Consider the following 24,168-nt stretch of genomic DNA (forward strand, 5'->3'; position numbering starts at 1 on the left):
GCCTTTTTCATTTCAAAACGTCACGGCTTAAAAATCGTCGACGACCTTGCCGTCTTTGACCTTGAACTCGCGGTTTTGCAGGTAAGCGTTACGGATGAAGGTGTACTTGTCACCGGTGATCAGCTTCTCGCTGTCGAGCAGGCTGGCACGGGTATCGACGATGTTCAGGCCGAAGGTGCTGTTGCGCCAGCCGATGTCGTTCATGTAGCGATACGGTTGGGTGTAGCTGTCGACGTATTTGGACGGCGCATCACGCAAGGTGCTTGGGCCGAGCAGCGGCAGCATCACGTAAGGACCGCTGCCGACGCCCCAGTAACCGAGGGTCTGGCCGAAGTCTTCATCGTTGCGCTGCAGCCCCATTTTGGTGCCGACATCAATAAAGCCCAACACGCCAAAGGTGGTGTTCATCAGCAAACGGGCGGTGTCGACACCGGCCGCGTGTGGCTTGAGCTGGAAAACGTCGTTGGCAAAGTTGCCGACATCACCGATGTTGCGGAAAAAGTTATGGATGCCGGTCTGGACGAATTGCGGGGTGACAAACTGATAGCCCTGGGCCAATGGCTTGAGCGCGTAAGTGTCAACGGTGTCGTTGAAGGTGAAGATCGGACGGTTAACGGCTTCCCATGGATCGTCTTCCGACGCAGCGTTAGCGGCGAACGGGGCCAAAAGAACAGTGGCACACACAGATAGCTGAGCGAAATAGTGGCTCCAGCGCATAGCTTTTGCTCCTTGAATGGTCTGTCATGGGCGCTATGCCCTGAATAAGGCCGTCAGTATATGACGGAAGTGTCGAATAAGGCATCCAGTAGGATCGCTCTCATAGGAAATGCACAAATTTCCTACAATTACGGCCGATGTCACGCGCTTGTCATCCAGCCCCGATAGCGTCACAGCTATTTCAGGGATGTTGAAAATGCCTCACGCCGAGATTGCCGTCGCCAGCGCACCCGCCTTGACTGCCGTACTGTTTGGCCTTAGTGGCTGCCTGGTGGATTTTGGTTCCCAGGCGCGCACCGACAGCCCTTGCCCCGATTCTCACGCCACACCTGGCGCGCTGAAGATTCTGCGCAGCCTCAAAGACCAGGGCGTGCCCTGCGCCTGGCTGGATGAACTGCCTGCCGCGGTCACCACCCCTCTGGCCGCCGTGCTGCCTGATTGGCTCAAAGCAGCATCGCCCTCCTCGATTCGCTGGCCGGCGCCGCATGCGTGCTGGCAGGCCTTGATGGAATTGAACATCCAACGCCTTGAAGGCTGCGTGCTGGTCAGCGGCGAGCCACGTTTGCTGCAATCGGGCCTGAATGCCGGGTTGTGGACCATTGGCCTGGCGTCCTGCGGCTCACTGTGCGGCCTGGCGCCCGAACAATGGCAGGCACTGACCGAGCAGCAACGCGAACACAAGCGCGGCAAAGCCACGGTGGCGCTGTATGGGCTGGGCGTGCATTCGGTGATCGATCACCTCGGCGAGCTCGGCACCTGCCTGGCGGACATCAGCCTGCGCCAGCTCAAAGGCGAGAAGCCCTGATCGAGATCATGCACGGTCGGCGCCGGTGGATTAATCTACTGGTCAGCCCGTAGACCTTTCCCGACGTGCCGCGGTCTATGCCAGTGCCTATCGATAAAAGGAAGAACGCCATGCCTGCCCGCGAACAGCTGAAAGACCAAGTCAGAGAATTGCGCGAGCAATTGAATAGCGACCCGCTGATGTCGGCGGAGAAACGCGACGAACTCGAAGCATTGATTGCCGAACTTGAAGTTCAAGAGCCTTTGGAAGGCGCGATTCAGGACCCCAGCATTGCCGATGGCGTGAACCTGGCGGTGGAACGCTTCGAGCTGGACCACCCGGGCATTGCCGGGACCTTGCGCAATATTGTGGTGACCCTGGGCAATATCGGGATCTAACCCGAGCCCAAGCCGAACACACAACCAAAATGTGGGAGCTGGCTTGCCTGCGATGACGGTGTATCAGTCGCCAGATGTATGACTGAAAGACCGCTATCGCAGGCAAGCCAGCTCCCACAGTTGTTTTGCGTGAAGGCTACTGGCGGGCCAGGCGCAGGTTCTGGAACTGCACAGCCTCAGTGCTGCGATACGGGTTGATATCCAACCCGCCGCGGCGCACATAGCGCGCATACACGGTCAGCTTCTGCGGCTTGAGCAAGCGCTGCAGGTCGAGAAAGATCCGCTCCACACATTGCTCATGGAAGTCCGAGTGCTGGCGAAAGCTGACGATATATTCCAGCAGGCTGGCGTGATCCAGCGCGTGGCCACGGTACTCGACCACCACACTGCCCCAATCCGGCTGGCTGGTGACCGGGCAGTTGGATTTGAGCAAGTGGCTGTGCACGCTCTCCTCGACAATGCGCGAGTCATCGCAACGCAGCAGCTCCGGACGTGGGTGTTCGTAGTTGCTGACGCTGATGTCGAGGTCGTCAATGCACACGCCCGGCAGGGCTTGCACGCCCTCGGCTTCAACCTCGGCCAGGCTGCGGATGCGCACGCTGACCGGCTTGCCAGCGGCAGCGCTGAGGTCGGTGCGCAATGTCGCTTCCAGGCTTGCGGTATCGGCAAACGCGGTCTGGTTCAGCGAATTGAGGTACAGCTTGAAGGACTTGGACTCGATGATGTTCGGCGAGTCGGCCGGGATGCTGAACTCTGCGATAGCCACCACCGGCTTGCCCGACGGCAGCAGCCAGGACAGTTCGAAGCAGTTCCAGAAATCCACACCTTTATACGGCAGGGTTTCGGCGCTCAGGCCCAGCTCGGCCCACTTGGCGGCGCGAGGGATCGGGAACAGCAACGACGGGGTGTAAGTGGAGATGTATTCACTGGACTTGCCCAGCGGCGAATGTTCGGCTGCGGGATGCATGGCGGAAACCTGGCTAAATAAACCGCGCCAGTCTACCAGCCTTTGCTCCCGCCCTTAAGAATCGCCTCACTCAACGGTCAGCGTGCCGACCATGCCCGCCTGATAATGCCCCGGAATATTGCAGGCAAACTCAAGCCCCGTGGCCTTGGTGAAGGTCCAGGTCAGCTCAGCGGTCTTGCCCGGCTCGACCAGCACGCTGTTGGGATCGTCATGCCGCATGCCCGCCATATCGCCGTGCCCCATCGCGCTGTGGTCCATCTTGCCCATGCCGGTGGCGGTGAGCATGCCGCTGGCTTGCATCTTGAGCATTTCTTTCTGGTGTTCGGCGTGCATCGCCGCGTCGCCCAGGTTGAATTCGTGAAGCAATTGGCCTTTGTTCACCAGCACAAAGCGCACGGTCTCACCGGCTTTTACGTCCAACGCCTTGGGCGAAAAGGAAATGTCCTGCAGCACCACTTCCACCGTGCGCGTGGCTTTATCGGCGGCTGCCGGCTGGCCGAACGCGAAGGTGTGGGCCGCGTCCGCCAGCGCATCGAAACTCAATGCCAACAGGCAACCCGCCAATATCAGAGGTGTACGCAGCGCCATCTCGATTCTCCAAAAGTGTGTGAACAGCTCTGTCAGCACTCTAAGATGGCGCCGCTGCCAGCCAGCTGACTGCTAGATTACAACTTTGTCAGGTTGCGCCCCTGCCCTGGCACCCACGGTATAAAGCCCGTTGCTCACCGCTGCCAAGAGTCGCCCATGAAACTGCTGATCGTCGAAGACCAACCGAAAACCGGCCATTACCTGCGCCAGGGCCTGAGCGAGGCGGGCTTTACCACCGAGCTGGTGGCCGACGGCACCACCGGGCAACACTTGGCACTGACCGGTGATTACGACTTGCTGATCCTCGACGTGATGCTGCCGGGCCGCGACGGCTGGCAAATTCTGCAAGCGGTACGCAGCGCCGGCCTGGACATTCCGGTGCTGTTCCTCACTGCCCGCGATGCCGTGGAAGACCGCGTGCACGGCCTGGAACTGGGCGCCGACGATTACCTGGTCAAGCCTTTCGCCTTTTCCGAACTGCTGGCCCGCGTGCGCAGCCTGTTACGCCGTGGCAGCAGCGCGCCACAGGAAACCGCGCTGCAACTGGCCGACCTGCGCCTGGACCTGATCCGCCGCCGCGTCGAACGCGACGGCCAGCGCATCGACCTCACCGCCAAGGAGTTTTCCCTGCTGGAACTGCTGCTGCGCCGCCAGGGCGAAGTACTGCCCAAATCGCTGATCGCCTCGCAGGTGTGGGACATGAACTTCGACAGCGACACCAACATCATCGAAGTGGCCATCCGCCGTTTGCGCCTGAAAGTCGACGACAGCTTCCCCAACAAGCTGATCCACACCGTGCGCGGCATGGGGTATGTGCTGGAGGAGCGGTGCAATTGATCAAGCGCCTGTCCCTGGCCAGCCGTCTGGCGCTGCTGTTTGCGGCGTGCACCGCCGTGGTTTCGTTGCTCGCCGGCGTGCTGTTCAACCACGCCAGTGAGGCGCACTTTATCGAGCTGGACCAGCAACAACTCGACAGCCAGCTGGTGGCGCTGCGCAGCACTTTGCAGGGGGTCGACTCGCCACAATTATTTGCGCAACGCGAAGCGCAACTGCGCGCCGAGCTCAATCGCCAACCCGAACTGGCGCTGCGCGTTACTGCCCAAGGCCAGCGCTGGTTTGACGGCCCGCCCGGCATCAGCCTGCCTGAAGCACCGGGCTTGCACAGCCTGCAAAACGCCGGGACTGAGTATCGCGTGTACAACGCGCCATTGGTCGCCGGCCAACCCGGCTCGCCGCAATTGACGCTGATGCTCGACATCACCCATCACCAGCACTTCCTGCAACGCATGCAGCACCTGATCTGGCTGACCGTCGGCCTCTCGGCCCTGGCCACCGCGCTGCTCGGCGCCTGGGCCGCGCGCAGCGGGTTGCGGCCGCTACGGCGCATGGGTGAAGTGGCCGCCAGCGTGTCGGCGCACTCCCTGACCCAACGCCTGCCGCAACAGCACATGCCGGTGGAGTTGGCCGAACTGGCCCAGGCCTTCAACGCTATGCTCGGGCGTCTGGACGACTCGTTCCAGCGCCTCTCGGCCTTCTCCGCCGATATCGCCCACGAACTGCGCACGCCCCTCTCCAACCTGCTCACCCACACCCAAGTGATCCTCACCCAGCCGCGCCCGCTGGAGGACTACCGCGAGGCGCTGCACAGCAACCTGGAAGAGTTGCAGTGGATGGCCCAGCTGGTGAATGACATGTTGTACCTGGCCAAGGCCGACCACGGCCTGCTCATGCCCAAGCGCGAGGCCTTGGTGCTGGACGATGAAGTGGAAGCGTTGATCGAGTTCTTCGCGTTGCTGGCCGAGGACGCGCACGTCAGCCTGGTGCGCGAGGGCACGGCGCATACGGCGGGTGATCGCGGCATGTTGCGCCGGGCGTTGTCGAATTTGCTCGATAACGCGCTCAGGTTTACCCCGGCCGGTGGCGAGGTGCGGGTGCGGATGGCTGAAACCGCGCGGGGTGTGACGCTGACCGTGGAGAATACGGGCGAAGGTATTCCGGCGGCGTTGTTACCGCGCTTGTTTGATCGGTTTTATCGGGCTGACCCGGCGCGCCGTGAAGGCAGCAGTGAGCATGCGGGGCTGGGGCTGGCGATTACCCAGTCGATTGTGCGGGCGCATGGGGGGAGGATTTATTGTGAGTCTGAAGCTGGGTGGACGCGGTTTGTGATTGAGTTGCCCAAGGAGGATTGATGCAAGCTGCTCCGGCCCTATCGCGGGCAAGCCCGCTCCCACATTTTTGATGTGTGAATACATTCGAATGTGGGAGCTGGCTTGCCTGCGATAGGGGTCTCAGCCCTTACGAATACCTGAGCGCATGCGCCGGCTCAATCTTAGCCGCCCGATACGCCGGGTAAATCGTCGCCAAAAAGCTCAACACAAACCCGGCCGTGCAAATCAGCAGCACGTCGCCGCCCTGCAGTTGCGAAGGCAGGTTGCTAACGAAATACACGTCCGAACTGAAGATATGTTGCCCGGTCACACGCTCCAGCCAACCCACCAGTTCGCTCACGTTGAGCGCCGCAATCACGCCCAGCACACCGCCGATCAAAGTGCCGACGATGCCGATCACGGTGCCCTGCACCATGAAGATCGCCATGATCTGCCGTGGCGTGGCGCCAATGGTGCGCAGGATCGCGATGTCGGCGCCCTTGTCGTTCACCACCATGATCAAGGTGGCGATGATGTTGAACGCGGCGACGGCGACGATCATCAGCAGCAACAGGCCGATCATGGTCTTTTCCATCTTCATCGCGCTGAACAGGCTGCCCTGGGTGTGGGTCCAGTCATCCGGCTTGTAGGCCGCGCCGAGGCTGGCGGCGATGTCTGCCGAGACCTTCGGTGCCGCGTACAGGTCTTTTACCGCCAGGCGCACGCTTTGCACCTGGTTAGGCTGCCAATGCTGGATTTCGGCGGCGTCGGCCATGTTGATCAGTGCCATAGAGCCATCCAGCTCGGCGCCGACCTTGAAGATACCGACCACGTTGAGCCGCTGCATGCGTGGGGTGATGCCACCCGGCGCCGTGCTGATTTCCGGCACGATCAGGGTCAGCTTGTCACCCACGTTCAGGCGGAAGCGCCGTGCAGTGATGTCGCCGATGACCACACCGAACTCGCCGGCCTTCAGGTCGTCCAGTTTGCCGCGCACGATGTGCTGGGCCACGATCGAAACTTTGCCTTCCTGGGCCGGGTCTACGCCGCTGATCTCGATCGGCTGCATCGCGCCCTTGTAGGAGAACATCCCGTCCATCTGCGTGAATGGTACGGCGGCAGTCACTTGCGGGTTCTTCATGGCGGCGGCGGCCACCGGCTGCCAGTCATCAATCGGGTTCACGCCGACGATGGTCGCGTGGGGCACCATGCCGAGGATGCGTGAGCTCATTTCGCGCTGGAAGCCGTTCATCACCGACAACACCACGATCATCGCCAACACGCCCAGGGCGAGGCCGATCATCGAGGTCATCGAGATAAACGAAACAAAACGGTTGCGGCGCTTGGCGCGGGTATAGCGCGTGCCGATGAAAATCGATAACGGTCTGAACATTCGCGGGCACCGTTTAAAAAAATGAAAAAGCCCAGCGCCAGGCGCCGGGCTTGAAACGGGTCAGATGGCGACCAAGTGACCTTCCTGCAGGTGCAGCACGCGGTCCATCTGGCGGGCCATGCTCATGTCATGGGTCACCACCAGGAACGCGGTGCGCATCTGGGTGCTCAGTTCGAGCATCAAATCCTTGATGCCCTGGGCGGTGTGGGAGTCGAGGTTGCCGGTTGGCTCATCGAGCATCACCAGGCCTGGGTTGTTGACCAGGGCACGGGCAATCGCTACACGCTGGCGCTCGCCACCGGACAACTCGGCCGGCTTGTGCTCCAGGCGATGACCGAGGCCGACGCGCTCCAGCAATGCCTTGGCGCGCTGGCGGGCTTCCGGGATCGCGGTCTTGCCGATCAGCAGCGGCATGCACACGTTTTCCAGCGCGGTGAATTCCGGCAGCAGGTGGTGGAACTGGTACACGAAACCCAACGAGCGGTTACGCAGTTGGCCACGCGCCTTCTCACCCAGGGCCGACAGCTCTTCGCCAGCCAGCCACACGCTGCCCTGGGACGGCGTATCCAGGCCGCCCAACAGGTTGAGCAAGGTACTTTTGCCGGAGCCGGAACTGCCGACGATCGCCACGCGTTCGCCCGGGTGCAGTTCAAGTTGCAGGTTGGACAACACCACCACCGATTCCGGGCCTTCCTCGTAGGATTTGCCCAGGTTGCGGCAGCTCAGGATTGCTTTTTCACTCATGCCCGATTCACTCATAACGTAAGGCCTGTGCTGGCTGGGTACGTGCCGCGCGCCAGGCTGGATACAGGGTGGCAAGGAAGCTCAATACCAACGCGGCGCCGCCTACCATCAACACGTCCTGGGCCTGAACCTGGGACGGCAAGTAGTCGATGAAGTAGACGTCGGCGTTGAGAAACTTGTGACCGATGACTTTTTCCAGCGCGGCGATGGCGGCGCTGACGTTCAGCGCGGCCAGGATGCCGACCGCGGTGCCGATCAAGGTACCAACCACGCCGATCACGGTGCCCTGCACCATGAAGATCGCCATGATCTGCCCCGGCGTGGCGCCCAGGGTACGCAGGATGGCGATGTCGCCTTTCTTGTCGTTCACCACCATCACCAGCGTGGAAATGATGTTGAACGCGGCCACGGCGACGATCAGCAGCAACAGCAGGCCGATCATGGCTTTTTCCATGCGGATGGCCTGGTAGAGGTTGCCGTGGGTGCGGGTCCAGTCGCGGGCGTAATACTGGGATTCACCCAGGTGCTGGGCGATTTCCCAGGCGCCGCGCGGGGCGTCGAACAGGTCGTTGAATTTGAGGCGCAGGCCCTGCACCTGATCCGGCTTCCAGCGATGCAGGCGCGCCAGGTCGGTGAGGTTGGTCAGGCCGAGGTAGCCATCGATCTCGCCGGCGCCGACGTGGAAGGTGCCGACCACGGTGAAGCGCTTCATGCGCGGGAACATGCCGGCCGGGGTCACGGTGACTTCCGGGGCGACGAAGGTCAGCTTGTCGCCGATGTTCACGCCGAGCTTGGCCGCCGCCTTGTCGCCGATCACGATGCCAAAGCTGCCAGGCGCCAGGTCGTCGAGTTTGCCCTGCAACATGAACTTGTCGATGATCGACACGTTACGTTCCTGGGCCGGGTCGATGCCATTGAGCAGGATTTTCTGCACCTTGCCGTCGTTGGTCAGCAATCCCTGCATCTGGGTAAACGGCGCAACGGCCACCACCTTGGGGTTCTGCTTGACCTTGTCGGCAAGGCTCGGCCAGTCGCTGATGGGCGAATCGCCCTCGATGGTCGCGTGGGGCACCATGCCCAGCACGCGGGTGCGCATCTCATGATCGAAGCCGTTCATCACCGACAGCACCACGATCATCACGACCACGCCCAAGGCGAGCCCGATCATCGAGGTCAGGGAAATGAACGACACAAAATGATTGCGACGCTTTGCACGGGTATAACGCGTGCCGATAAATACGAAGAGAGGTCTGAACATGTCGGGGCTTGTTCGGAGGAAAAGAAGACGTCCCGGTGGCGGGGTCAGGTAAGCAGCTTTACACTCAGACCATTACCGCTACTTTGGGTTCGCCATGTCGACATTAGATGAAGAAGAGCGCCGCGAATACTACCGTATCGACGACATGATCGCACTTCAAATCAGCACCCTTTCTGCCCCCGAAGCGGCGAGCAAGGAAGTGTTGCTGGATGATTCGCCGCTGTTCAACCTGCTCAGCGAATTGCACCTCAGCGAATTCGAAGCCCAGCACCTGCTGCGCCAGATCAGCGAGAAAGATCGCAGCCTGGCCGCCTTCCTCAAAGTCCAGAACAAACGCGTGGACCTGCTCAGTCAGATCATGGCGCGCGGCCTGCTCGATGAGGTGGGCGCGCCGCAGCCGGTGATCCTTTCCGAAGGCGGTATCGACTTCCAGCACCCAACGCCGCTGGCGCCCGACACGCACCTGGCGGTCAAGCTGGTATTGATGCCCCAGGCGCTCGGCTTGCTGCTGCGTGCCCGCGTGACGCATTGCGACGCCAAGGGCGAAGGCTTTGACGTGGGCACGGAATTCGAATCGATGACCGATGCCCAACGCCAATTGCTGGCGCGCTACATCCTGCAGAAACAAGCCCAGGAACGACGCCTGGCGCGGGAACAAAGCGACGCCCAAGACACCTGAATCTCGTATGACCCCGCCGGGCTATCTGGCGCAAAGGAGCAACTGTGACCCTGATTTATGGCCACCGCGGTGCCAAAGGCGAATCACCGGAAAACACCCTGACCAGCTTTCAGGAGTGCCTCAAGCACGGCGTACGCCGCTGCGAACTGGATTTGCACCTGTCCATGGATGGCGAGCTGATGGTCATCCACGACCCGACCCTCAAACGCACCACCGACCGGCGCGGCAAAGTCGTCGAGTATTCGGCAGCCGACCTGGTGAAGATGGACGCGCGCAAAGGCGGCCCGGGTTGGGTCAGCCCCTGCCCGATCCCACGCCTTGAAGAGTTGTTCGAAAAATGCGACTTCGATCACTGGCAGCTCGAAGTCAAAAGCGCTTCGCGCACCCGCGCCGCGACGACCGTACTGGCAATTCGTGAGATGGCTGTGCGTCATGGCCTGATGGACAAGGTCACCGTGACCTCAAGTTCGCGGGAAGTCTTGAAAGCGGCGGTTGAACTCACCCCGGACCTGTCACGCGGCTTGGTCGCCGAATACGCCTGGCTCGACCCGCTGAAGGTCGCGCAAAACTACGGCTGTGAATACCTGGCATTGAACTGGACGCTGTGCACCCCCGAGCGTCTGGAAAAAGCCCAGCGCCAGGGTTTGCACGTGTCCGTGTGGACGGTCAACGAACCGGCGCTGATGCGCAGGCTCGCTGACTTCGGCGTAGATAGCCTGATTACAGACTTTCCCGGTTTGGCCACTGCCACCCTCGAGAATTACTGAAATCGGTCTCCCCGGCCGGCTCAGGCCACCGGCCGGAGCCGCTCAAAAAAGCCGGTTGAGGCCGTCGTAGGCTGCTACCCGATAGGCTTCGGCCATGGTCGGGTAGTTGAACGTGGTGTTCACAAAATACTTGAGGGTATTTTGCTCACCCGGCTGGTTCATGATCGCCTGGCCGATGTGCACGATCTCCGAGGCCTGGTAGCCGAAGCAATGCACGCCGAGGACTTCCAGGGTCTCGCGGTGGAACAGGATCTTGAGCATGCCTTGCGGCTCACCGGCGATCTGCGCACGCGCCATGCTCTTGAAGAACGCCTTGCCGACTTCGTAAGGCACCTTGGCCTTGGTCAGTTCGTGCTCGTTCTTGCCGATCGAGCTGATCTCCGGAATCGTGTAGATACCGGTCGGCACGTCGTTCACATAGCGCCAGCTGCCGTTGTCAACAATGCTGCCGGCCGCTGAACGGCCCTGGTCATGCGCGGCACTGGCCAGGCTTGGCCAGCCGATCACGTCACCGGCGCCATAGATATTGGTCACGCAGGTGCGGTAGTTCTCGTCGACTTCGATCTGGCCACGGCTGTTGACCTTCACGCCGATGTTTTCCATGCCCAGCTTGTCGGTGTTGCCGGTACGGCCGTTGCACCACAGCAAGGCGTCGGCCTTGATCTTCTTGCCGGACTTGAGGTGCAGGATCACACCGTTGTCCAGGCCTTCGACCCGCTCGTACTCTTCGTTGTGGCGCACGGTGATGTTGTTGTTGCTGAAGTGGTAGCTCAACGCCTGGGAAATTTCCGAGTCGAGGAAGCTCAGCAACTGGTCGCGGTTATCCACCAGCTCCACCAATACACCCAGGCCGCTGAAGATCGAGGCGTATTCACAGCCGATCACGCCGGCGCCGTAGATGATCAATTTGCGCGGGGTGTGGCCCAGGCTCAGGATGGTGTCGCTATCGTAGATACGCGGGTGGTGGAAATCGATATCGGCCGGGCGATACGGGCGCGAACCGGTGGCGATGATGATGTGCTTGGCCACCAGCTTCTCGACCACGCCGTTGGCGCAGACCACTTCGACGGTCTGCTCGTCGGCAAAACTGCCGGTGCCGAAGAACAGGTCGACGCGGTTACGGGCGTAGTAGCCGGTGCGCGACGCGACTTGCTTGGAGATGACTTTTTCGGCGCTTTTCAATACGTCCGGGAACGAGAACCAGCGCGGCTCACCAATGGCCCGGAACATCGGGTTGGTGTTGAACTGCATGATCTGGCGCACCGAGTGACGCAAGGCCTTGGACGGGATGGTACCCAGGTGGGTGCAGTTACCGCCGACCTGGCGACGGCTATCGACCATCGCCACCTTGCGCCCAGCTTTGGCGGCGTTCATCGCCGCACCTTCTCCAGCCGGGCCGGAACCCAGTACCACCACGTCGTAGTTGTAGACAGCCATGCGTACTCCTCAGAACAGGCCAGGCGTACGGTTGGACGCCTGGCTAAATCATGCCGCGGCCAGCGGGCATGAAGGACAATTTGGCTCAAGTGTGTGAGCCGGGGCACAGTCTATAGAAGGCTCAACGCCGCGAACATTAACCCTTGGTCGCGTCGTAGGCCAGTCTTGCCTTTACTACAGAACCCGCAAATTGCAATTAGACTGCTGACACGCACCGTTTGCAGGAAGAGCCATTATGCGGCATGTCGTTTTCTGTTTATTGCTGATTTTCTGCGTGGCAGTGCAGGCCAGTGAGGCGGAGCGTCTAAAGCAGGCCGGTTTTGCTGCGCAATCTCATGACCTGGTGCTGAAAAACCAGGCGGTGCTGGTGTATCTCTGGGCGGATGTGTATGCGGCAGCGGTGTATGCCCCCGCCGATACCAGTGCGAGAGCCGCCTGGGATCAGCAAAAGAATCTGCGCCTGGCGCTGTATTACTTTCGCAACATCGACCGTAGCGACGTGATCAAGGCGGCCACCACGACCCTGGAGCGCCAGCACAGCAGCGCCACCCTCGCCCGCTTGAAGCCCGAACTGGATCGGCTGCACGCGAGCTTCCGCGATATCCGCAGTGGCGATCGGTATGCCCTCGACGTTCGACCTGGGCGTGGGTTGAATCTGGAGATCAACGACAAGGTGGTGTTCAGCAGCCGCGATGAGGAATTGGCAAAAGCCTATCTCGGCATTTGGCTGGCGCCGAAGGGCTTGTCGGATAGCCTGCGTAAATCTCTGCTGAATTAATCAGCGCTCGCAAAAACACCAAAGAACCCATGTGGGAGCTGGCTTGCCTGCGATAGCGTTGGATCAGCCCGTCATTTGCTGACTGACACACCGCTATCGCAGGCAAGCCAGCTCCCACAGTGATTTTTACCCGCCAAGACACCTGCGCATTTAGTCAGCTGGCTATCGCTTTCTATTGCCGGTAGTGGCTAATACACATATGGTTACAAAAGCGCAGCAAGGACGAGTGATGACCAGGGATCACTAATAAGATAGCCAAAATGAGTGCATGACATGTCCACCACAACGGGCAAAGGCAGGGCGATTTTTCGCGTTGTCAGCGGCAACTTCCTCGAGATGTTCGACTTCATGGTCTACGGCTTCTACGCCACGGCCATTGCCAAAACCTTCTTTCCCACCGACAGCGCCTTCGCCTCGCTGATGCTGTCCCTGGCGACCTTCGGCGCCGGCTTCCTGATGCGGCCTTTGGGCGCAATCTTCCTCGGCGCCTACATCGACCGCCACGGCCGTAAGAAAGGCCTGGTCATCACCCTGGCCATGATGGCCGCCGGCACCGTCCTCATCGCTTGCGTCCCAGGCTATGCCACCCTGGGCGTGGCGGCGCCGTTGCTGGTGCTGTTTGGTCGCTTGCTGCAAGGTTTCTCCGCCGGCGTCGAGCTGGGCGGTGTGTCGGTGTACCTGGCGGAAATCGCCACACCCGGGCGCAAGGGCTTCTTCGTCAGTTGGCAGTCCGCCAGCCAGCAAGCCGCGGTGGTGTTCGCCGGGTTGCTCGGCGTGGGCCTGAACCACTGGCTCAGCCCGCAGGAGATGGGCGACTGGGGCTGGCGCGTGCCATTCCTGATCGGCTGCCTGATCGTGCCGGTGATCTTCGTGATTCGCCGCTCGCTGGAAGAAACCCCTGAGTTCCAGGCGCGTAAGCACCGCCCTACCCTGCAGGAAATCGTGCGCTCGATCGGTCAGAACTTCGGCATCGTCATCGCCGGCATGGCGCTGGTGGTGATGACCACCGTGTCGTTCTACCTGATCACCGCCTACACCCCGACTTTCGGCAAGGCCGAGCTGCACCTGTCGGACTTCGACGCGTTGCTGGTGACCGTGTGCGTGGGCATCTCCAATTTCATCTGGCTGCCGGTGATGGGCGCGGTGTCCGACAAGATCGGCCGCAAACCCCTGCTGCTGGGCGCGACGATTCTGGCGATTCTTACCGCGTATCCGGCGTTGTCGTGGCTGGTGGCCAATCCGAGCTTCAGCCATCTGCTGATCGTGCTGCTGTGGCTGTCGTTCCTGTATGGCTCGTACAACGGTGCGATGGTGGTGGCGCTTACCGAGATCATGCCGGTGGAAGTGCGCACTACCGGGTTTTCCCTGGCCTACAGCCTGGCGACGGCGACCTTTGGTGGGTTTACGCCGGCGGCCTGCACTTATTTGATTCATGTGCTGGATAACAAGGCCGCGCCTGGGATCTGGCTCAGTGGTGCGGCGATACTCGGCTTGATCGCTACATTGATACTGTTCAAGGGCAATCGGCATGAACTGCGCACTGCGCAGGCTTCGGTGGTTGGCGGCGCCTGATAGACCGCTATCGCAGGCAAGCCAGCTCCCACCTTTGACTGTATTCACACGTCAACACTGTGGGAGCCGGGCTTGCCCGCGATGAGGCCCGAACATTCACCACAAAAACAGCCGCCACAAAAAAGCCCCGACCAGTCGGGGCTTTTTCATCTATTGCAAAGGCTTAACGCGGGAATGCAGGCGGGTTAACCCCAGCCATGTCTTCCATCACGCGAACCACTTGGCAGCTGTAACCGAACTCGTTGTCGTACCAGACGTACAGCACAACGCGGTTGTCCTGGGTGATGGTCGCCTCAGCATCCACCACACCGGCGTGGCGCGAGCCCACGAAGTCGGTCGACACCACTTCCTGCGAATTAACGAAGTCGATCTGCTTATGCAGGTCCGAGTGCAGCGCCATGTAGCGCAGGTACTCGTTCATTTCTTCACGGGTAGCGGCTTTCTCAAGGTTCAGGTTGAGAATGGCCATCGACACGTTCGGCGTCGGCACGCGGATCGCGTTACCGGTCAGCTTGCCGGCCAGCTCAGGCAGGGCCTTGGCAGCAGCGGTGGCAGCACCGGTCTCGGTGATGACCATGTTCAACGCGGCGCTACGGCCACGGCGATCGCCTTTGTGGAAGTTGTCGATCAGGTTCTGGTCGTTGGTGTACGAGTGAACCGTTTCAACGTGACCGTTAACGATGCCGAACTTGTCATTCACAGCCTTCAGCACCGGCACGATGGCGTTGGTGGTGCAGGAAGCGGCCGACACGATCTTGTCGTCAGCGGTGATTTCGCCGTGGTTGATACCGTGAACGATGTTCTTCAGCTTGCCTTTGCCAGGCGCAGTCAGCACAACGCGGTCGATACCCGGGCAGGCCAGGTGTTGGCCCAGGCCCTCGGCATCACGCCATACGCCGGTGTTGTCTACCAGCAGGGCGTCCTTGATGCCGTACTGGGTGTAATCCACCTCAGACGGGTTCTTCGCGTAGATCACCTGGATCAGGTTACCGTTGGCGGTGATGGTGTTGTTTTCTTCGTCGATGACGATGGTGCCGTTGAACGGACCGTGTACCGAGTCGCGGCGCAGCAGGCTGGCGCGTTTGGTCAGGTCGTTCTCGGCGCCTTTGCGCACAACGATAGCGCGCAGGCGCAGGCCGTCGCCGCCACCGGTTTTTTCGATCAGGATGCGCGCCAGCAGGCGGCCGATACGGCCAAAGCCGTACAGCACAACGTCGGTGCCTTTGCGGGCAGCGGCGTTTTGCTGGCCAACCACATCGGCCATTTCTTCACGCACGAACTGCTCGGCGGTGCGGCCAGCGCCTTCTTTGCGGAATTTGTAAGCCAACTTGCCCAGGTCTACCGAGGCCGCGCCGAGCTTGAGCTCGCTCATGGCTTTAAGCAGAGGGAATGTTTCGTGGACGGAGAGTTCGCTGTCGTCGGCGGAACGATGGCGAGCAAAGCGATGCGCCTTGAGAATCGCGATGACTGATTGGTTGATCAGGCTGCGGCCATAGATCGAGCTCACCACATTGTTATTGCGGTACAGCTGACCGATAAGCGGAATCATCGCTTCAGCGAGTGCTTCACGGTCGATCCATTCACCAAGACACTGGTCGGGCTTCTGAGTCACGGGAACCTTCCACATGTAGGGGCAGAAAAAAGGGGCTACATTATGTCGTCCGACCGGCCGTTGAGCAATGCGCCAACCACAACAAAAAGCGCTTGCAAAAAAACACCACCCCGCTACAGCCCAGTAAATACGCGGGTTCCAGAAGGCCACCAACGGCGCCACGCCGCCAACTTGTCCGTAACCCTCCGAAACATCCGCACTTTTTGGCACTACATATTGAGTCAAAACCCACCATTGTTTGTCTTAGCCACTACATTTCCTGCAAACCGTAATAGGCTCAGTCAGCAACTGACAGGCGGCACCTCGGGCCGTTACAATTACCGACTTTGTCGCAACGCTTGGAGCTCAACCTTCCGTGCCCGTTCTGCGTCTACCGATTCTCCCTGCTGCGGCAGGTAAACAGCACTGGGGCAACCTGCCCGGTGCCGCCCTGAGCCTGGCCATCGCCGAGGCTGCCAGCGCAGCCAAGCGCTTTACCCTGCTGCTCACCGCCGACAGCCAAAGCGCCGAGCGACTGGAGCAGGAGCTGAGCTTCTTCGCCCCCGATTTGCCGGTGCTGCACTTTCCCGACTGGGAAACCCTGCCCTACGACCTGTTCTCGCCGCACCAGGACATCATTTCCCAGCGCATCGCCAGCCTGTACCGCTTGCCGGAACTGGCCCACGGCGTGCTGGTGGTACCGATCACCACGGCCCTGCATCGCCTGGCGCCGACCAAGTTTCTGCTGGGCAGCAGCCTGGTGCTGGATATCGGCCAGAAGCTCGACGTGGAACAGATGCGCACGCGCCTTGAAGCCAGCGGCTACCGCTGCGTCGACACGGTGTACGAACACGGCGAGTTCGCCGTGCGCGGCGCGCTGATCGACCTGTTCCCGATGGGCAGCAAACTGCCGTACCGCATCGACCTGTTCGACGACGAAATCGAGACACTGCGCACCTTCGACCCGGAGAACCAGCGCTCGATTGATAAAGTCGAGTCGATCAAGCTGCTGCCGGCGCGGGAATTCCCGCTGCAAAAAGACGCCGTCACACGCTTCAAGGCCCGCTTTCGCGAACGCTTCGACGTGGACTTCCGGCGCTGCCCGATCTTTCAGGACCTGAGCAGCGGGATTACACCGGCCGGTATCGAGTACTACCTGCCGCTGTTCTTTGACGAAACCTCCACCCTGTTCGACTACCTGCCGCAAGACACCCAAGTGTTCTCGCTGCCGGGCATTGAGCAGGCGGCGGAAAACTTTTGGAACGATGTGCGCAATCGCTATGAAGAGCGCCGCGTCGATCCATCGCGGCCTTTATTGCCGCCAGCCGAGCTGTTCCTGCCGGTGGAAGACTGCTTCGCCCGCTTGAAAAACTGGCCGCGCGTCGTCGCCAGCCAACAGGACGTGGACGCCGGCAGCGGCCGCGAGCGCTTCCCGGCGAGCACGCTGCCGGACCTGGCGATCCAGGCCAAAGCCACGCAGCCGCTGGAAGCGTTATCCAACTTCCTCGGCGACTTCCCCGGCCGCGTGCTGTTTACCGCCGAATCCGCCGGCCGTCGCGAAGTGCTGCTGGAACTGTTGGAACGCCTGAAGCTGCGCCCGAAGACCGTCGACAGCTGGCCGGACTTTGTTAAGAGCAAAGACCGCCTGGCGATCACCATCGCGCCGCTGGATGAAGGTTTGTTGCTAGATGACCCAGCCTTGGCGCTGATCGCCGAGAGCCCGCTGTTCGGCCAACGCGTGATGCAGCGCCGCCGCCGTGAAAAACGCGCCGACATCAACAACGACGCAGTGATCAAGAACCTGACCGAGCTGCGCGAAGGCGCGCCGGTGGTGCATATCGACCACGGCGTAGGCCGCTACCTCGGGCTGCAAACCCTGGAGATCGATAACCAGGCCGCCGAATTCCTCACCATGGAATACGCCGAGGGCGCCAAGCTTTACGTGCCGGTGGCCAGCCTGCACCTGATCGCGCGCTACACCGGCAGCGACGACGCCCTGGCGCCGTTGCACCGCCTGGGCTCCGAGACCTGGCAGAAAGCCAAGCGCAAAGCCGCCGAACAGGTGCGCGACGTCGCCGCCGAACTGCTCGACATTTATGCACGCCGCGCAGCCCGCGAAGGTTATGCCTTCGCCGACCCGAAAGCCGACTACGCCACCTTCAGCGCCGGCTTTGCGTTTGAAGAAACCCCGGACCAGCAAACCACCATCGAAGCCGTGCGCGCCGACATGCTCGCGCCCAAGCCGATGGACCGCCTGGTGTGCGGCGACGTGGGCTTCGGCAAAACCGAAGTGGCCATGCGCGCCGCCTTTATCGCGGTGCATGGCGGCAAGCAGGTGGCGATTCTGGTGCCGACCACCCTACTCGCCCAACAACACTACAACAGCTTCCGCGACCGCTTTGCCGACTGGCCGGTGAGCGTGGAAGTGATGAGCCGCTTCAAGTCCGCCAAGGAAGTGAATGCCGCCGTCGCCGACTTGGCCGAAGGCAAGATCGATATCGTGATCGGCACCCATAAGCTGCTGTCGGACGATGTAAAGATCAAAAACCTCGGTTTGGTGATCATCGACGAAGAGCACCGCTTCGGTGTGCGGCAGAAAGAACAGCTGAAGAATCTGCGCAGCGAAGTCGACATCCTCACCCTCACCGCCACGCCGATTCCGCGCACGCTGAACATGGCTGTGTCGGGCATGCGTGACCTGTCGATCATCGCCACGCCGCCGGCACGTCGCCTGTCGGTGCGCACCTTCGTGATGGAACAGAACAAAAGCACGGTCAAGGAAGCGCTGTTGCGTGAACTGCTGCGCGGCGGCCAGGTGTACTACCTGCACAATGACGTCAAGACCATCGAGAAATGCGCCGCCGACCTCGCCGAACTGGTGCCGGAAGCCCGCATCGCCATCGGCCACGGGCAGATGCGCGAGCGCGAACTCGAACAGGTGATGAGCGACTTCTACCACAAGCGCTTCAACGTGCTGATCGCCTCGACCATCATCGAGACCGGCATCGACGTGCCGAGCGCCAACACCATCATCATCGAGCGCGCCGACAAGTTCGGCCTGGCGCAGCTGCACCAGTTGCGCGGCCGTGTCGGGCGCAGTCACCACCAGGCCTATGCCTACTTGCTGACGCCGCCGCGCCAGCAGATTACCTCCGACGCCGAGAAGCGCCTGGAAGCCATCGCCAACACCCAGGACCTGGGTGCCGGTTTTGTGCTGGCCACCAACGACCTGGAAATCCGTGGCGCCGGCGAACTGCTCGGCGACGGCCAGAGCGGGCAGATCCAGGCCGTAGGTTTCACCCTGTATATGGAGATGCTCGAGCGCGCGGTGAAAGCCATCCGCAAAGGCGAACAACCGAACCTCGATCAACCCTTGGGTGGCGGCCCGGAAATCAACCTGCGCTTGCCGGCATTGATTCCCGAAGACTACCTGCCGGATGTGCACGCGCGGCTGATTCTGTACAAGCGCATCGCCTCGGCCACCGACGAAGAAGGTCTCAAGGACCTGCAGGTGGAGATGATCGACCGCTTCGGCCTGTTGCCGGAACCGACCAAGAACCTGGTGCGCCTGACCCTGCTCAAATTGCAGGCCGAGCAGTTGGGCATCAAGAAGGTCGATGCCGGGCCGCAAGGCGGGCGTATCGAGTTCGAAGCGCAAACGCCGGTGGACCCACTGGTGCTGATCAAGCTGATTCAGGGCCAGCCCAACCGCTACAAGTTCGAAGGGGCTACGCTGTTCAAGTTCATGGTGCCAATGGAACGTGCCGAAGAACGCTTTAATACATTAGAGGCGCTGTTTGAGCGCCTCATCCCGAAATCTGCTTGAAGGACGCCCCAATGCGCCTGTTCCGCATTTTGAGCTTGTTGTTGGTGGTCGTTGCTCCTTCGGCGTTTGCCGACAGCCCCTATCTGGTGGAAATGATTCTGGTGCGCCAGAACGCCGAGCCGGTGATCAATAGCCGCGCGGCGCCGGAAAACTGGGACGCCGGGGCACCACGGCTGCCGGCGGACAAAATCAGCCCGCCGCGGCTGGGCAACATCGTCGACAAGCTCAGTGCCGACACCGGTTACACGGTGCTGCTGCACCGGGCCTGGGACCAGAACCTGGGCGAGCAGCCGGTGAAGCTGGCCATCAGCGATGGCCAGGAGCAGTTTGGCCAGTTTCCCATCGAAGGCACGCTGAACCTGCAACTGGGGCGCTTTACCGATATCGACGCAGACTTCTGGATCAACCAGTTCGACGCCAACGGCAGCGTCATCGCCAGCGAACACTTGAGCCAGCAAGGCGTGCGCACCAAGAACAACCAGCTCAACTACCTGGACGGCGGCCACTTGGCCCTGCTGATCAAGATCACCTCGCTGACCGCCAAACCACCCAGCGCACCACCGCCCGACGCTCAGGACTGATCCAGCGCCATGCCCCTGACATCGTCACTGACCAAACCCCTGGCCCCGTCGTGGGCCAATCGCTTTAAAGAGCAAAGCCTTGAGCGCGGGCGCCGCTACGCCCTGGAAAACCGCGTGCGCATCGTCGAGTCCGGCGACAGCACCATTGTTGCCAGCTGCGAAGGCTCGGGCGGCAACGTTTACCGGCAGACCATCTCGCTGCGCGAATCGGCCAAAGGCATGCTGATTCTGGTGGACAGCCGCTGCACGTGCCCGGTGCACACCAACTGCAAACATATCGCGGCGGTGCTGCTCAAGGTCCAGGAAACCCTGGCTTACCCGGCGGCTGCGCAAGATGCCGAGCTGCTGGAAAAACTCCAGGCCGTGCTGGATAACCGCGTGGTGCTGCCGCAGGTGGTGATGGAGGATGTGCGACCGGTGCCGCGCCTGTGGCTGGCGAGTGTCGAGTTCAGCGCGTTTGAACCGCGCAATGGCAAAATGCAGCGTTACATCCAGCACCGTGCGGCGTTGTCGTTCAACTACCTGGGCAACTATGTCAGCGGGCAAAAAAATGCCGACATCGTGGTGCGCCAGGAAACCCAGAGCCTGCGCATCAAGCGCCATCCGGAGCTGGAGCAACCGTACCGCGAGCAACTGCGCCTGCTCGGCTTCAAGATCGCCACGCGCCAGAGCAAGGCGTTGCCGGAGAGCGCCGGCGAATTGTTCGAAATGGTCAACGACAGTGCCTGGCTGAACTTCACCCTCAACGCCTCGCCGACCTTGCGCGCCGAGGGCTGGGAGTTGCAGATCGATGAGGATTTCGGTTTCGACTTGAGCGCCGTCGATGACTGGTACGCCACCGTCGATGAAGGCCCGGAACGCGATTGGTTTGACCTGGAGCTGGGCATCATCGTCAACGGCGAGCGCCTGAGCCTGCTGCCGATTCTGTTGAACCTGATGCGCTCGCACACCGAGATCCTCAACCCGGAAAAGCTCGCCCGGCGCCGCGATGACGAGCTGATCCTGGTGAACATCCCCGGCCTGCCCAACGGCCACGGGCCGCTGCAAGTGGCGCTGCCCTACGGCCGCTTGAAACCGGTGCTGGCCACCCTTGGCGAATTTTACCTGCAGGAATCGGGCACCACCACCTTGCGCCTGGCCAAGGCCGATGCGATTCGTCTCAACCCGCTGGAAGACCTGCCGCTGCAATGGGAAGGCGGCGAGAAGATCCGCAACTTTGCCCAGCGCCTGCGTGACATCAAGGACTTCACCTGCGTGGCGCCCGAAGGCTTGAACGCGACACTGCGCCCGTATCAACTGGAAGGCTTGAGCTGGATGCAGTCGCTGCGCCAACTCGACGTGGGCGGGATTCTTGCGGATGACATGGGCCTGGGCAAAACCCTACAGACGCTGGCGCATATTCTCAGTGAAAAAATCGCCGGGCGCCTGGATCGGCCGTGCATGGTGGTGATGCCTACCAGCCTGATCCCGAACTGGCTCGACGAAGCCGCGCACTTTACGCCGCAACTCAAGGTAGTGGCGCTGTATGGCGCGACACGCAAAAAGCACTTCGCCAACCTGCAGGACTACGACCTGCTGCTGACGACTTATGCGCTGCTGCCCAAAGACATCGAGCAACTCGCCGCCCTGCCCTTGCACGTGCTGATCCTCGACGAAGCCCAGTACATCAAGAACCCCAACAGCAAGGCCGCTCAGGCCGCGCGCGAGCTCAATGCGCGCCAGCGCCTGTGCCTGAGTGGTACACCGCTGGAAAACCACTTGGGTGAGCTGTGGTCGCTGTTCCACTTCCTGCTGCCGGGCTGGCTGGGCGACGTGAAAAGCTTCAACCGCGATTACCGCGTGCCCATCGAAAAGCGCGCCAGTGATGTGCGATTGCAGCACCTCAACGGTCGGATCAAACCCTTCCTGCTGCGCCGTACCAAGGAACAGGTGGCCACGGAATTGCCGCCCAAGACCGAGATCATCCACTGGGTCGATCTCAACGAAGCCCAGCGTGATGTGTACGAAACCATGCGCCTGGCCATGGACAAGAAGGTGCGCGACGAAATCACCCGCAAGGGCGTGGCGCGTAGCCAGATCATTATTCTTGAAGCGCTGCTCAAGTTGCGCCAGGTGTGCTGCGACCTGCGCCTGGTCAACGATGCCGCCCTGCCCGCGCGCGGCAGCAGCTCGGGCAAGCTCGACAGTTTGATGGAAATGCTCGAAGAGCTGTTTGCCGAAGGGCGCCGGATTCTGCTGTTCTCGCAGTTCACTTCGATGCTGAGCCTGATCGAAGTCGAGCTGAAAAAGCGCGGCGTGGCCTACGCACTGCTGACCGGCCAGACCCGCGACCGCCGCACACCGGTGAAGGACTTCCAGAGCGGCAAGTTGCAGATTTTTCTGATCAGCTTGAAGGCTGGCGGTGTGGGCTTGAACCTGACAGAAGCCGATACGGTGATCCACTATGACCCGTGGTGGAACCCGGCCACGGAGAACCAGGCGACTGACCGCGCGTATCGCATCGGTCAGGAGAAGCCGGTGTTCGTCTATAAAATGATTGCACGGGGCACGGTGGAGGAGAAAATCCAACACCTGCAAAAGGAAAAGTCCGACCTGGCGGCGGGCGTGCTGGATGGGCGTACGACGGGAGATTGGCAGTTGGGCAACGAGGATATCGAGGCGTTGTTTGCGCCGTTGCCCAATAAGCAAGAGAAGCGCTGACCTTCAGATTGCTATCGCGGGCGAGCCCGCTCCCACATTTTGATGTGTGAATACATTCAAGTGTGGGAGCGGGCTTGCCTGCGATGGGCGCACCACGGTTTTCAGCCGATCAACTGAGCATCCCGCAACGCGGTAAGCGCCGCCAGCCAACGCGGGTCCTGCTTATAGTCCGTCGAAGCAATCGCCTGCCCACGCATCCGCGCAATCCGCGCCGAAGGCGTAACCTTCATGCGCTGCGCCGCCGTCAGCGCCAGCTCGGCGGCCGCACGATCGTTGCACACCAAGCCCATGTCGCAACCGGCGGTCAGCGCCGCTTCGATCCGGCTGGCCGCATCACCGACCACATGCGCCCCGGCCATGGACAGGTCATCACTGAAAATCACCCCATCAAACTGCAACTCGCCACGCAGAATGTCCTGCAGCCAGCGCCGCGAGAAACCAGCCGGCTGGGCATCCACCTGCGGATAGATGACGTGTGCGGGCATGACGGCGGCCAATTGCTTGCTCAGCCGTGCGAAAGGCACCAGGTCATTTGCGCGAATCTGTTCCAGGCTACGCTCGTCATTGGGAATGGCGACGTGGGAATCGGCCTCAGCCCAGCCGTGGCCCGGGAAGTGTTTACCGGTGGCGGCCATGCCCGCGCTGTTCATGCCGCGAATGAAGGCACCGGCAAGCACGGCGGCGCGCTCGGGGTCGCCTTCAAACGAGCGGGTGCCGACCACGGCGCTGCGCTGGTAATCCAAATCCAGTACCGGGGCGAAGCTCAGGTCAAGGCCAACCGCCAGTACTTCTGTGGCCATGATCCAGCCGCACTGCTCGGCCAGGTATTCGGCATTCGGCTTATCCGCCAACAAACGCATGGCCGGCAGACGCACAAAGCCCTGGCGCAGGCGCTGCACGCGCCCGCCTTCCTGGTCAACGGCCAGCAGCAGGTCGGGACGCACGGCACGGATCGACGCGCTCAACTCGCGCACCTGACGTGGGTGCTCGATGTTGCGCGCGAAAATGATCAGGCCGCCCACTTCAGGCTGACGCAACAGGTGACGATCCTCGGCCGTCAGCCAGGTACCGGCCACATCAACCATCAAAGAACCTTGCAGGGCAGCAGTCATAAACCTTCCTTAAATAACGCACACAACCCGTTGCCCTCACCTGGCGCGATAAGCGCAGTGAGCACAACGGGTTGCGAGTAAATAGCTGAAATCGGCATGGCGGCTAGCTTAGCGGATGCAAGCGGCCGC

General features: G+C 61.2%; 20 protein-coding genes. 11 read left to right on the plus strand and 9 right to left on the minus strand.

Annotated features, from left to right (window positions below; all coding sequences use genetic code 11):
* Window positions 1–27 precede the first annotated feature (27 nt).
* Window positions 28–717 (minus strand): VacJ family lipoprotein, encoded by a 690-nt coding sequence (locus tag ACM530_RS01840; RefSeq protein ID WP_106576915.1) that lies wholly within the window; start codon window positions 715–717, stop codon window positions 28–30.
* A gap of 196 nt (window positions 718–913) precedes the next feature.
* Between ACM530_RS01840 and ACM530_RS01845 the strand changes: the two genes are divergently transcribed.
* Window positions 914–1,522, plus strand: a complete 609-nt coding sequence (locus ACM530_RS01845; RefSeq protein WP_416364153.1) for an HAD family phosphatase — start codon at window positions 914–916, stop codon at window positions 1,520–1,522.
* A 110-nt stretch (window positions 1,523–1,632) separates the two neighbouring features.
* Window positions 1,633–1,899 (plus strand): DUF4404 family protein, encoded by a 267-nt coding sequence (locus ACM530_RS01850; RefSeq protein WP_106576917.1) that lies wholly within the window; start codon window positions 1,633–1,635, stop codon window positions 1,897–1,899.
* Window positions 1,900–2,035: 136 nt separating this feature from the next.
* On the opposite strand, the gene queF is transcribed toward ACM530_RS01850, so the two are convergent.
* Together queF and ACM530_RS01860 are read right to left on the minus strand one after the other, a co-directional pair.
* Window positions 2,036–2,866 carry an NADPH-dependent 7-cyano-7-deazaguanine reductase QueF gene (gene queF, locus ACM530_RS01855; protein WP_416364154.1) on the minus strand — a complete coding sequence of 277 codons (831 nt, stop codon included), beginning with the start codon at window positions 2,864–2,866 and terminating at the stop codon, window positions 2,036–2,038.
* A gap of 66 nt (window positions 2,867–2,932) precedes the next feature.
* Window positions 2,933–3,454 carry a cupredoxin domain-containing protein gene (locus ACM530_RS01860; RefSeq protein ID WP_416364155.1) on the minus strand — a complete coding sequence of 174 codons (522 nt, stop codon included), beginning with the start codon at window positions 3,452–3,454 and terminating at the stop codon, window positions 2,933–2,935.
* A 156-nt stretch (window positions 3,455–3,610) separates the two neighbouring features.
* On the opposite strand from ACM530_RS01860, the gene ACM530_RS01865 reads away from it, so the two are divergent.
* Together ACM530_RS01865 and ACM530_RS01870 are read left to right on the plus strand one after the other, a co-directional pair.
* Window positions 3,611–4,291, plus strand: coding sequence for a heavy metal response regulator transcription factor (locus ACM530_RS01865; RefSeq protein WP_404487378.1), 681 nt, complete (start codon window positions 3,611–3,613; stop codon window positions 4,289–4,291).
* A complete protein-coding gene (locus ACM530_RS01870) occupies window positions 4,288–5,643 on the plus strand; it encodes a heavy metal sensor histidine kinase (RefSeq protein WP_416365072.1) in 1,356 nt (451 codons plus the stop codon). The genes ACM530_RS01865 and ACM530_RS01870 overlap by 4 nt, the downstream gene beginning before the upstream one ends.
* Before the next feature lie 106 nt (window positions 5,644–5,749).
* Here ACM530_RS01870 and ACM530_RS01875 read toward each other — a convergent pair whose 3' ends face one another.
* From ACM530_RS01875 to ACM530_RS01885, 3 genes are read right to left on the minus strand one after another with little or no spacing between them, the layout of a single operon-like run.
* Window positions 5,750–6,994, minus strand: coding sequence for a lipoprotein-releasing ABC transporter permease subunit (locus ACM530_RS01875; protein ID WP_145163054.1), 1,245 nt, complete (start codon window positions 6,992–6,994; stop codon window positions 5,750–5,752).
* A gap of 60 nt (window positions 6,995–7,054) precedes the next feature.
* Window positions 7,055–7,738 carry a lipoprotein-releasing ABC transporter ATP-binding protein LolD gene (lolD, locus tag ACM530_RS01880; RefSeq protein WP_017477213.1) on the minus strand — a complete coding sequence of 228 codons (684 nt, stop codon included), beginning with the start codon at window positions 7,736–7,738 and terminating at the stop codon, window positions 7,055–7,057.
* Window positions 7,739–7,745: 7 nt separating this feature from the next.
* Window positions 7,746–8,996 (minus strand): lipoprotein-releasing ABC transporter permease subunit, encoded by a 1,251-nt coding sequence (locus tag ACM530_RS01885; RefSeq protein WP_145163052.1) that lies wholly within the window; start codon window positions 8,994–8,996, stop codon window positions 7,746–7,748.
* A gap of 94 nt (window positions 8,997–9,090) precedes the next feature.
* Between ACM530_RS01885 and ACM530_RS01890 the strand changes: the two genes are divergently transcribed.
* Together ACM530_RS01890 and ACM530_RS01895 are read left to right on the plus strand one after the other, a co-directional pair.
* The gene (locus ACM530_RS01890) at window positions 9,091–9,675 is read left to right on the plus strand and encodes a PilZ domain-containing protein (protein ID WP_416364156.1); all 585 of its coding nucleotides are present in this window, start codon (window positions 9,091–9,093) and stop codon (window positions 9,673–9,675) included.
* A gap of 44 nt (window positions 9,676–9,719) precedes the next feature.
* Window positions 9,720–10,442, plus strand: a complete 723-nt coding sequence (locus ACM530_RS01895) for a glycerophosphodiester phosphodiesterase (protein WP_416364157.1) — start codon at window positions 9,720–9,722, stop codon at window positions 10,440–10,442.
* 42 nt (window positions 10,443–10,484) lie between these two features.
* On the opposite strand, the gene sthA is transcribed toward ACM530_RS01895, so the two are convergent.
* The gene (gene sthA / locus ACM530_RS01900; RefSeq protein WP_005786183.1) at window positions 10,485–11,879 is read right to left on the minus strand and encodes a Si-specific NAD(P)(+) transhydrogenase; all 1,395 of its coding nucleotides are present in this window, start codon (window positions 11,877–11,879) and stop codon (window positions 10,485–10,487) included.
* A gap of 235 nt (window positions 11,880–12,114) precedes the next feature.
* On the opposite strand from sthA, the gene ACM530_RS01905 reads away from it, so the two are divergent.
* Window positions 12,115–12,657 carry a chalcone isomerase family protein gene (locus tag ACM530_RS01905; protein WP_416364158.1) on the plus strand — a complete coding sequence of 181 codons (543 nt, stop codon included), beginning with the start codon at window positions 12,115–12,117 and terminating at the stop codon, window positions 12,655–12,657.
* A 273-nt stretch (window positions 12,658–12,930) separates the two neighbouring features.
* A complete protein-coding gene (locus ACM530_RS01910; protein WP_145163047.1) occupies window positions 12,931–14,229 on the plus strand; it encodes an MFS transporter in 1,299 nt (432 codons plus the stop codon).
* Between the two features lie 163 nt (window positions 14,230–14,392).
* On the opposite strand, the gene ACM530_RS01915 is transcribed toward ACM530_RS01910, so the two are convergent.
* A complete protein-coding gene (locus ACM530_RS01915) occupies window positions 14,393–15,856 on the minus strand; it encodes a glyceraldehyde-3-phosphate dehydrogenase (RefSeq protein WP_023659083.1) in 1,464 nt (487 codons plus the stop codon).
* 340 nt (window positions 15,857–16,196) lie between these two features.
* Between ACM530_RS01915 and mfd the strand changes: the two genes are divergently transcribed.
* The 3 genes from mfd to ACM530_RS01930 are packed head-to-tail and all read left to right on the plus strand — an operon-like array spanning window position 16,197 to window position 22,927.
* Window positions 16,197–19,646, plus strand: a complete 3,450-nt coding sequence (mfd, locus tag ACM530_RS01920) for a transcription-repair coupling factor (RefSeq protein WP_106576928.1) — start codon at window positions 16,197–16,199, stop codon at window positions 19,644–19,646.
* Between the two features lie 11 nt (window positions 19,647–19,657).
* The gene (locus ACM530_RS01925; RefSeq protein WP_124416717.1) at window positions 19,658–20,227 is read left to right on the plus strand and encodes a CsiV family protein; all 570 of its coding nucleotides are present in this window, start codon (window positions 19,658–19,660) and stop codon (window positions 20,225–20,227) included.
* Window positions 20,228–20,236: 9 nt separating this feature from the next.
* Window positions 20,237–22,927 carry a DEAD/DEAH box helicase gene (locus ACM530_RS01930; protein WP_145163044.1) on the plus strand — a complete coding sequence of 897 codons (2,691 nt, stop codon included), beginning with the start codon at window positions 20,237–20,239 and terminating at the stop codon, window positions 22,925–22,927.
* Window positions 22,928–23,028: 101 nt separating this feature from the next.
* Here the strand turns inward: ACM530_RS01930 and nagZ are convergent, their stop codons facing one another.
* Window positions 23,029–24,039, minus strand: coding sequence for a beta-N-acetylhexosaminidase (gene nagZ / locus ACM530_RS01935; RefSeq protein ID WP_145163042.1), 1,011 nt, complete (start codon window positions 24,037–24,039; stop codon window positions 23,029–23,031).
* Window positions 24,040–24,168: the final 129 nt, after the last annotated feature.

It is taken from the genome of Pseudomonas sp. NFX183 (genome assembly GCF_047943075.1).
Taxonomy (GTDB): Bacteria; Pseudomonadota; Gammaproteobacteria; order Pseudomonadales; family Pseudomonadaceae; genus Aquipseudomonas.

Coding starts and splice junctions, on each gene's coding strand:
- ACM530_RS01840 (WP_106576915.1), bottom strand. CDS start 717: ATGCGCTGGAGCCACTATTTCGCTCAGCTATCTGTGTGTGCCACTGTT.
- ACM530_RS01845 (WP_416364153.1), top strand. CDS start 914: ATGCCTCACGCCGAGATTGCCGTCGCCAGCGCACCCGCCTTGACTGCC.
- ACM530_RS01850 (WP_106576917.1), top strand. CDS start 1,633: ATGCCTGCCCGCGAACAGCTGAAAGACCAAGTCAGAGAATTGCGCGAG.
- queF (WP_416364154.1), bottom strand. CDS start 2,866: ATGCATCCCGCAGCCGAACATTCGCCGCTGGGCAAGTCCAGTGAATAC.
- ACM530_RS01860 (WP_416364155.1), bottom strand. CDS start 3,454: ATGGCGCTGCGTACACCTCTGATATTGGCGGGTTGCCTGTTGGCATTG.
- ACM530_RS01865 (WP_404487378.1), top strand. CDS start 3,611: ATGAAACTGCTGATCGTCGAAGACCAACCGAAAACCGGCCATTACCTG.
- ACM530_RS01875 (WP_145163054.1), bottom strand. CDS start 6,994: ATGTTCAGACCGTTATCGATTTTCATCGGCACGCGCTATACCCGCGCC.
- lolD (WP_017477213.1), bottom strand. CDS start 7,738: ATGAGTGAAAAAGCAATCCTGAGCTGCCGCAACCTGGGCAAATCCTAC.
- ACM530_RS01885 (WP_145163052.1), bottom strand. CDS start 8,996: ATGTTCAGACCTCTCTTCGTATTTATCGGCACGCGTTATACCCGTGCA.
- ACM530_RS01890 (WP_416364156.1), top strand. CDS start 9,091: ATGTCGACATTAGATGAAGAAGAGCGCCGCGAATACTACCGTATCGAC.
- sthA (WP_005786183.1), bottom strand. CDS start 11,879: ATGGCTGTCTACAACTACGACGTGGTGGTACTGGGTTCCGGCCCGGCT.
- ACM530_RS01905 (WP_416364158.1), top strand. CDS start 12,115: ATGCGGCATGTCGTTTTCTGTTTATTGCTGATTTTCTGCGTGGCAGTG.
- ACM530_RS01910 (WP_145163047.1), top strand. CDS start 12,931: ATGTCCACCACAACGGGCAAAGGCAGGGCGATTTTTCGCGTTGTCAGC.
- ACM530_RS01915 (WP_023659083.1), bottom strand. CDS start 15,856: ATGTGGAAGGTTCCCGTGACTCAGAAGCCCGACCAGTGTCTTGGTGAA.
- ACM530_RS01925 (WP_124416717.1), top strand. CDS start 19,658: ATGCGCCTGTTCCGCATTTTGAGCTTGTTGTTGGTGGTCGTTGCTCCT.
- ACM530_RS01930 (WP_145163044.1), top strand. CDS start 20,237: ATGCCCCTGACATCGTCACTGACCAAACCCCTGGCCCCGTCGTGGGCC.
- nagZ (WP_145163042.1), bottom strand. CDS start 24,039: ATGACTGCTGCCCTGCAAGGTTCTTTGATGGTTGATGTGGCCGGTACC.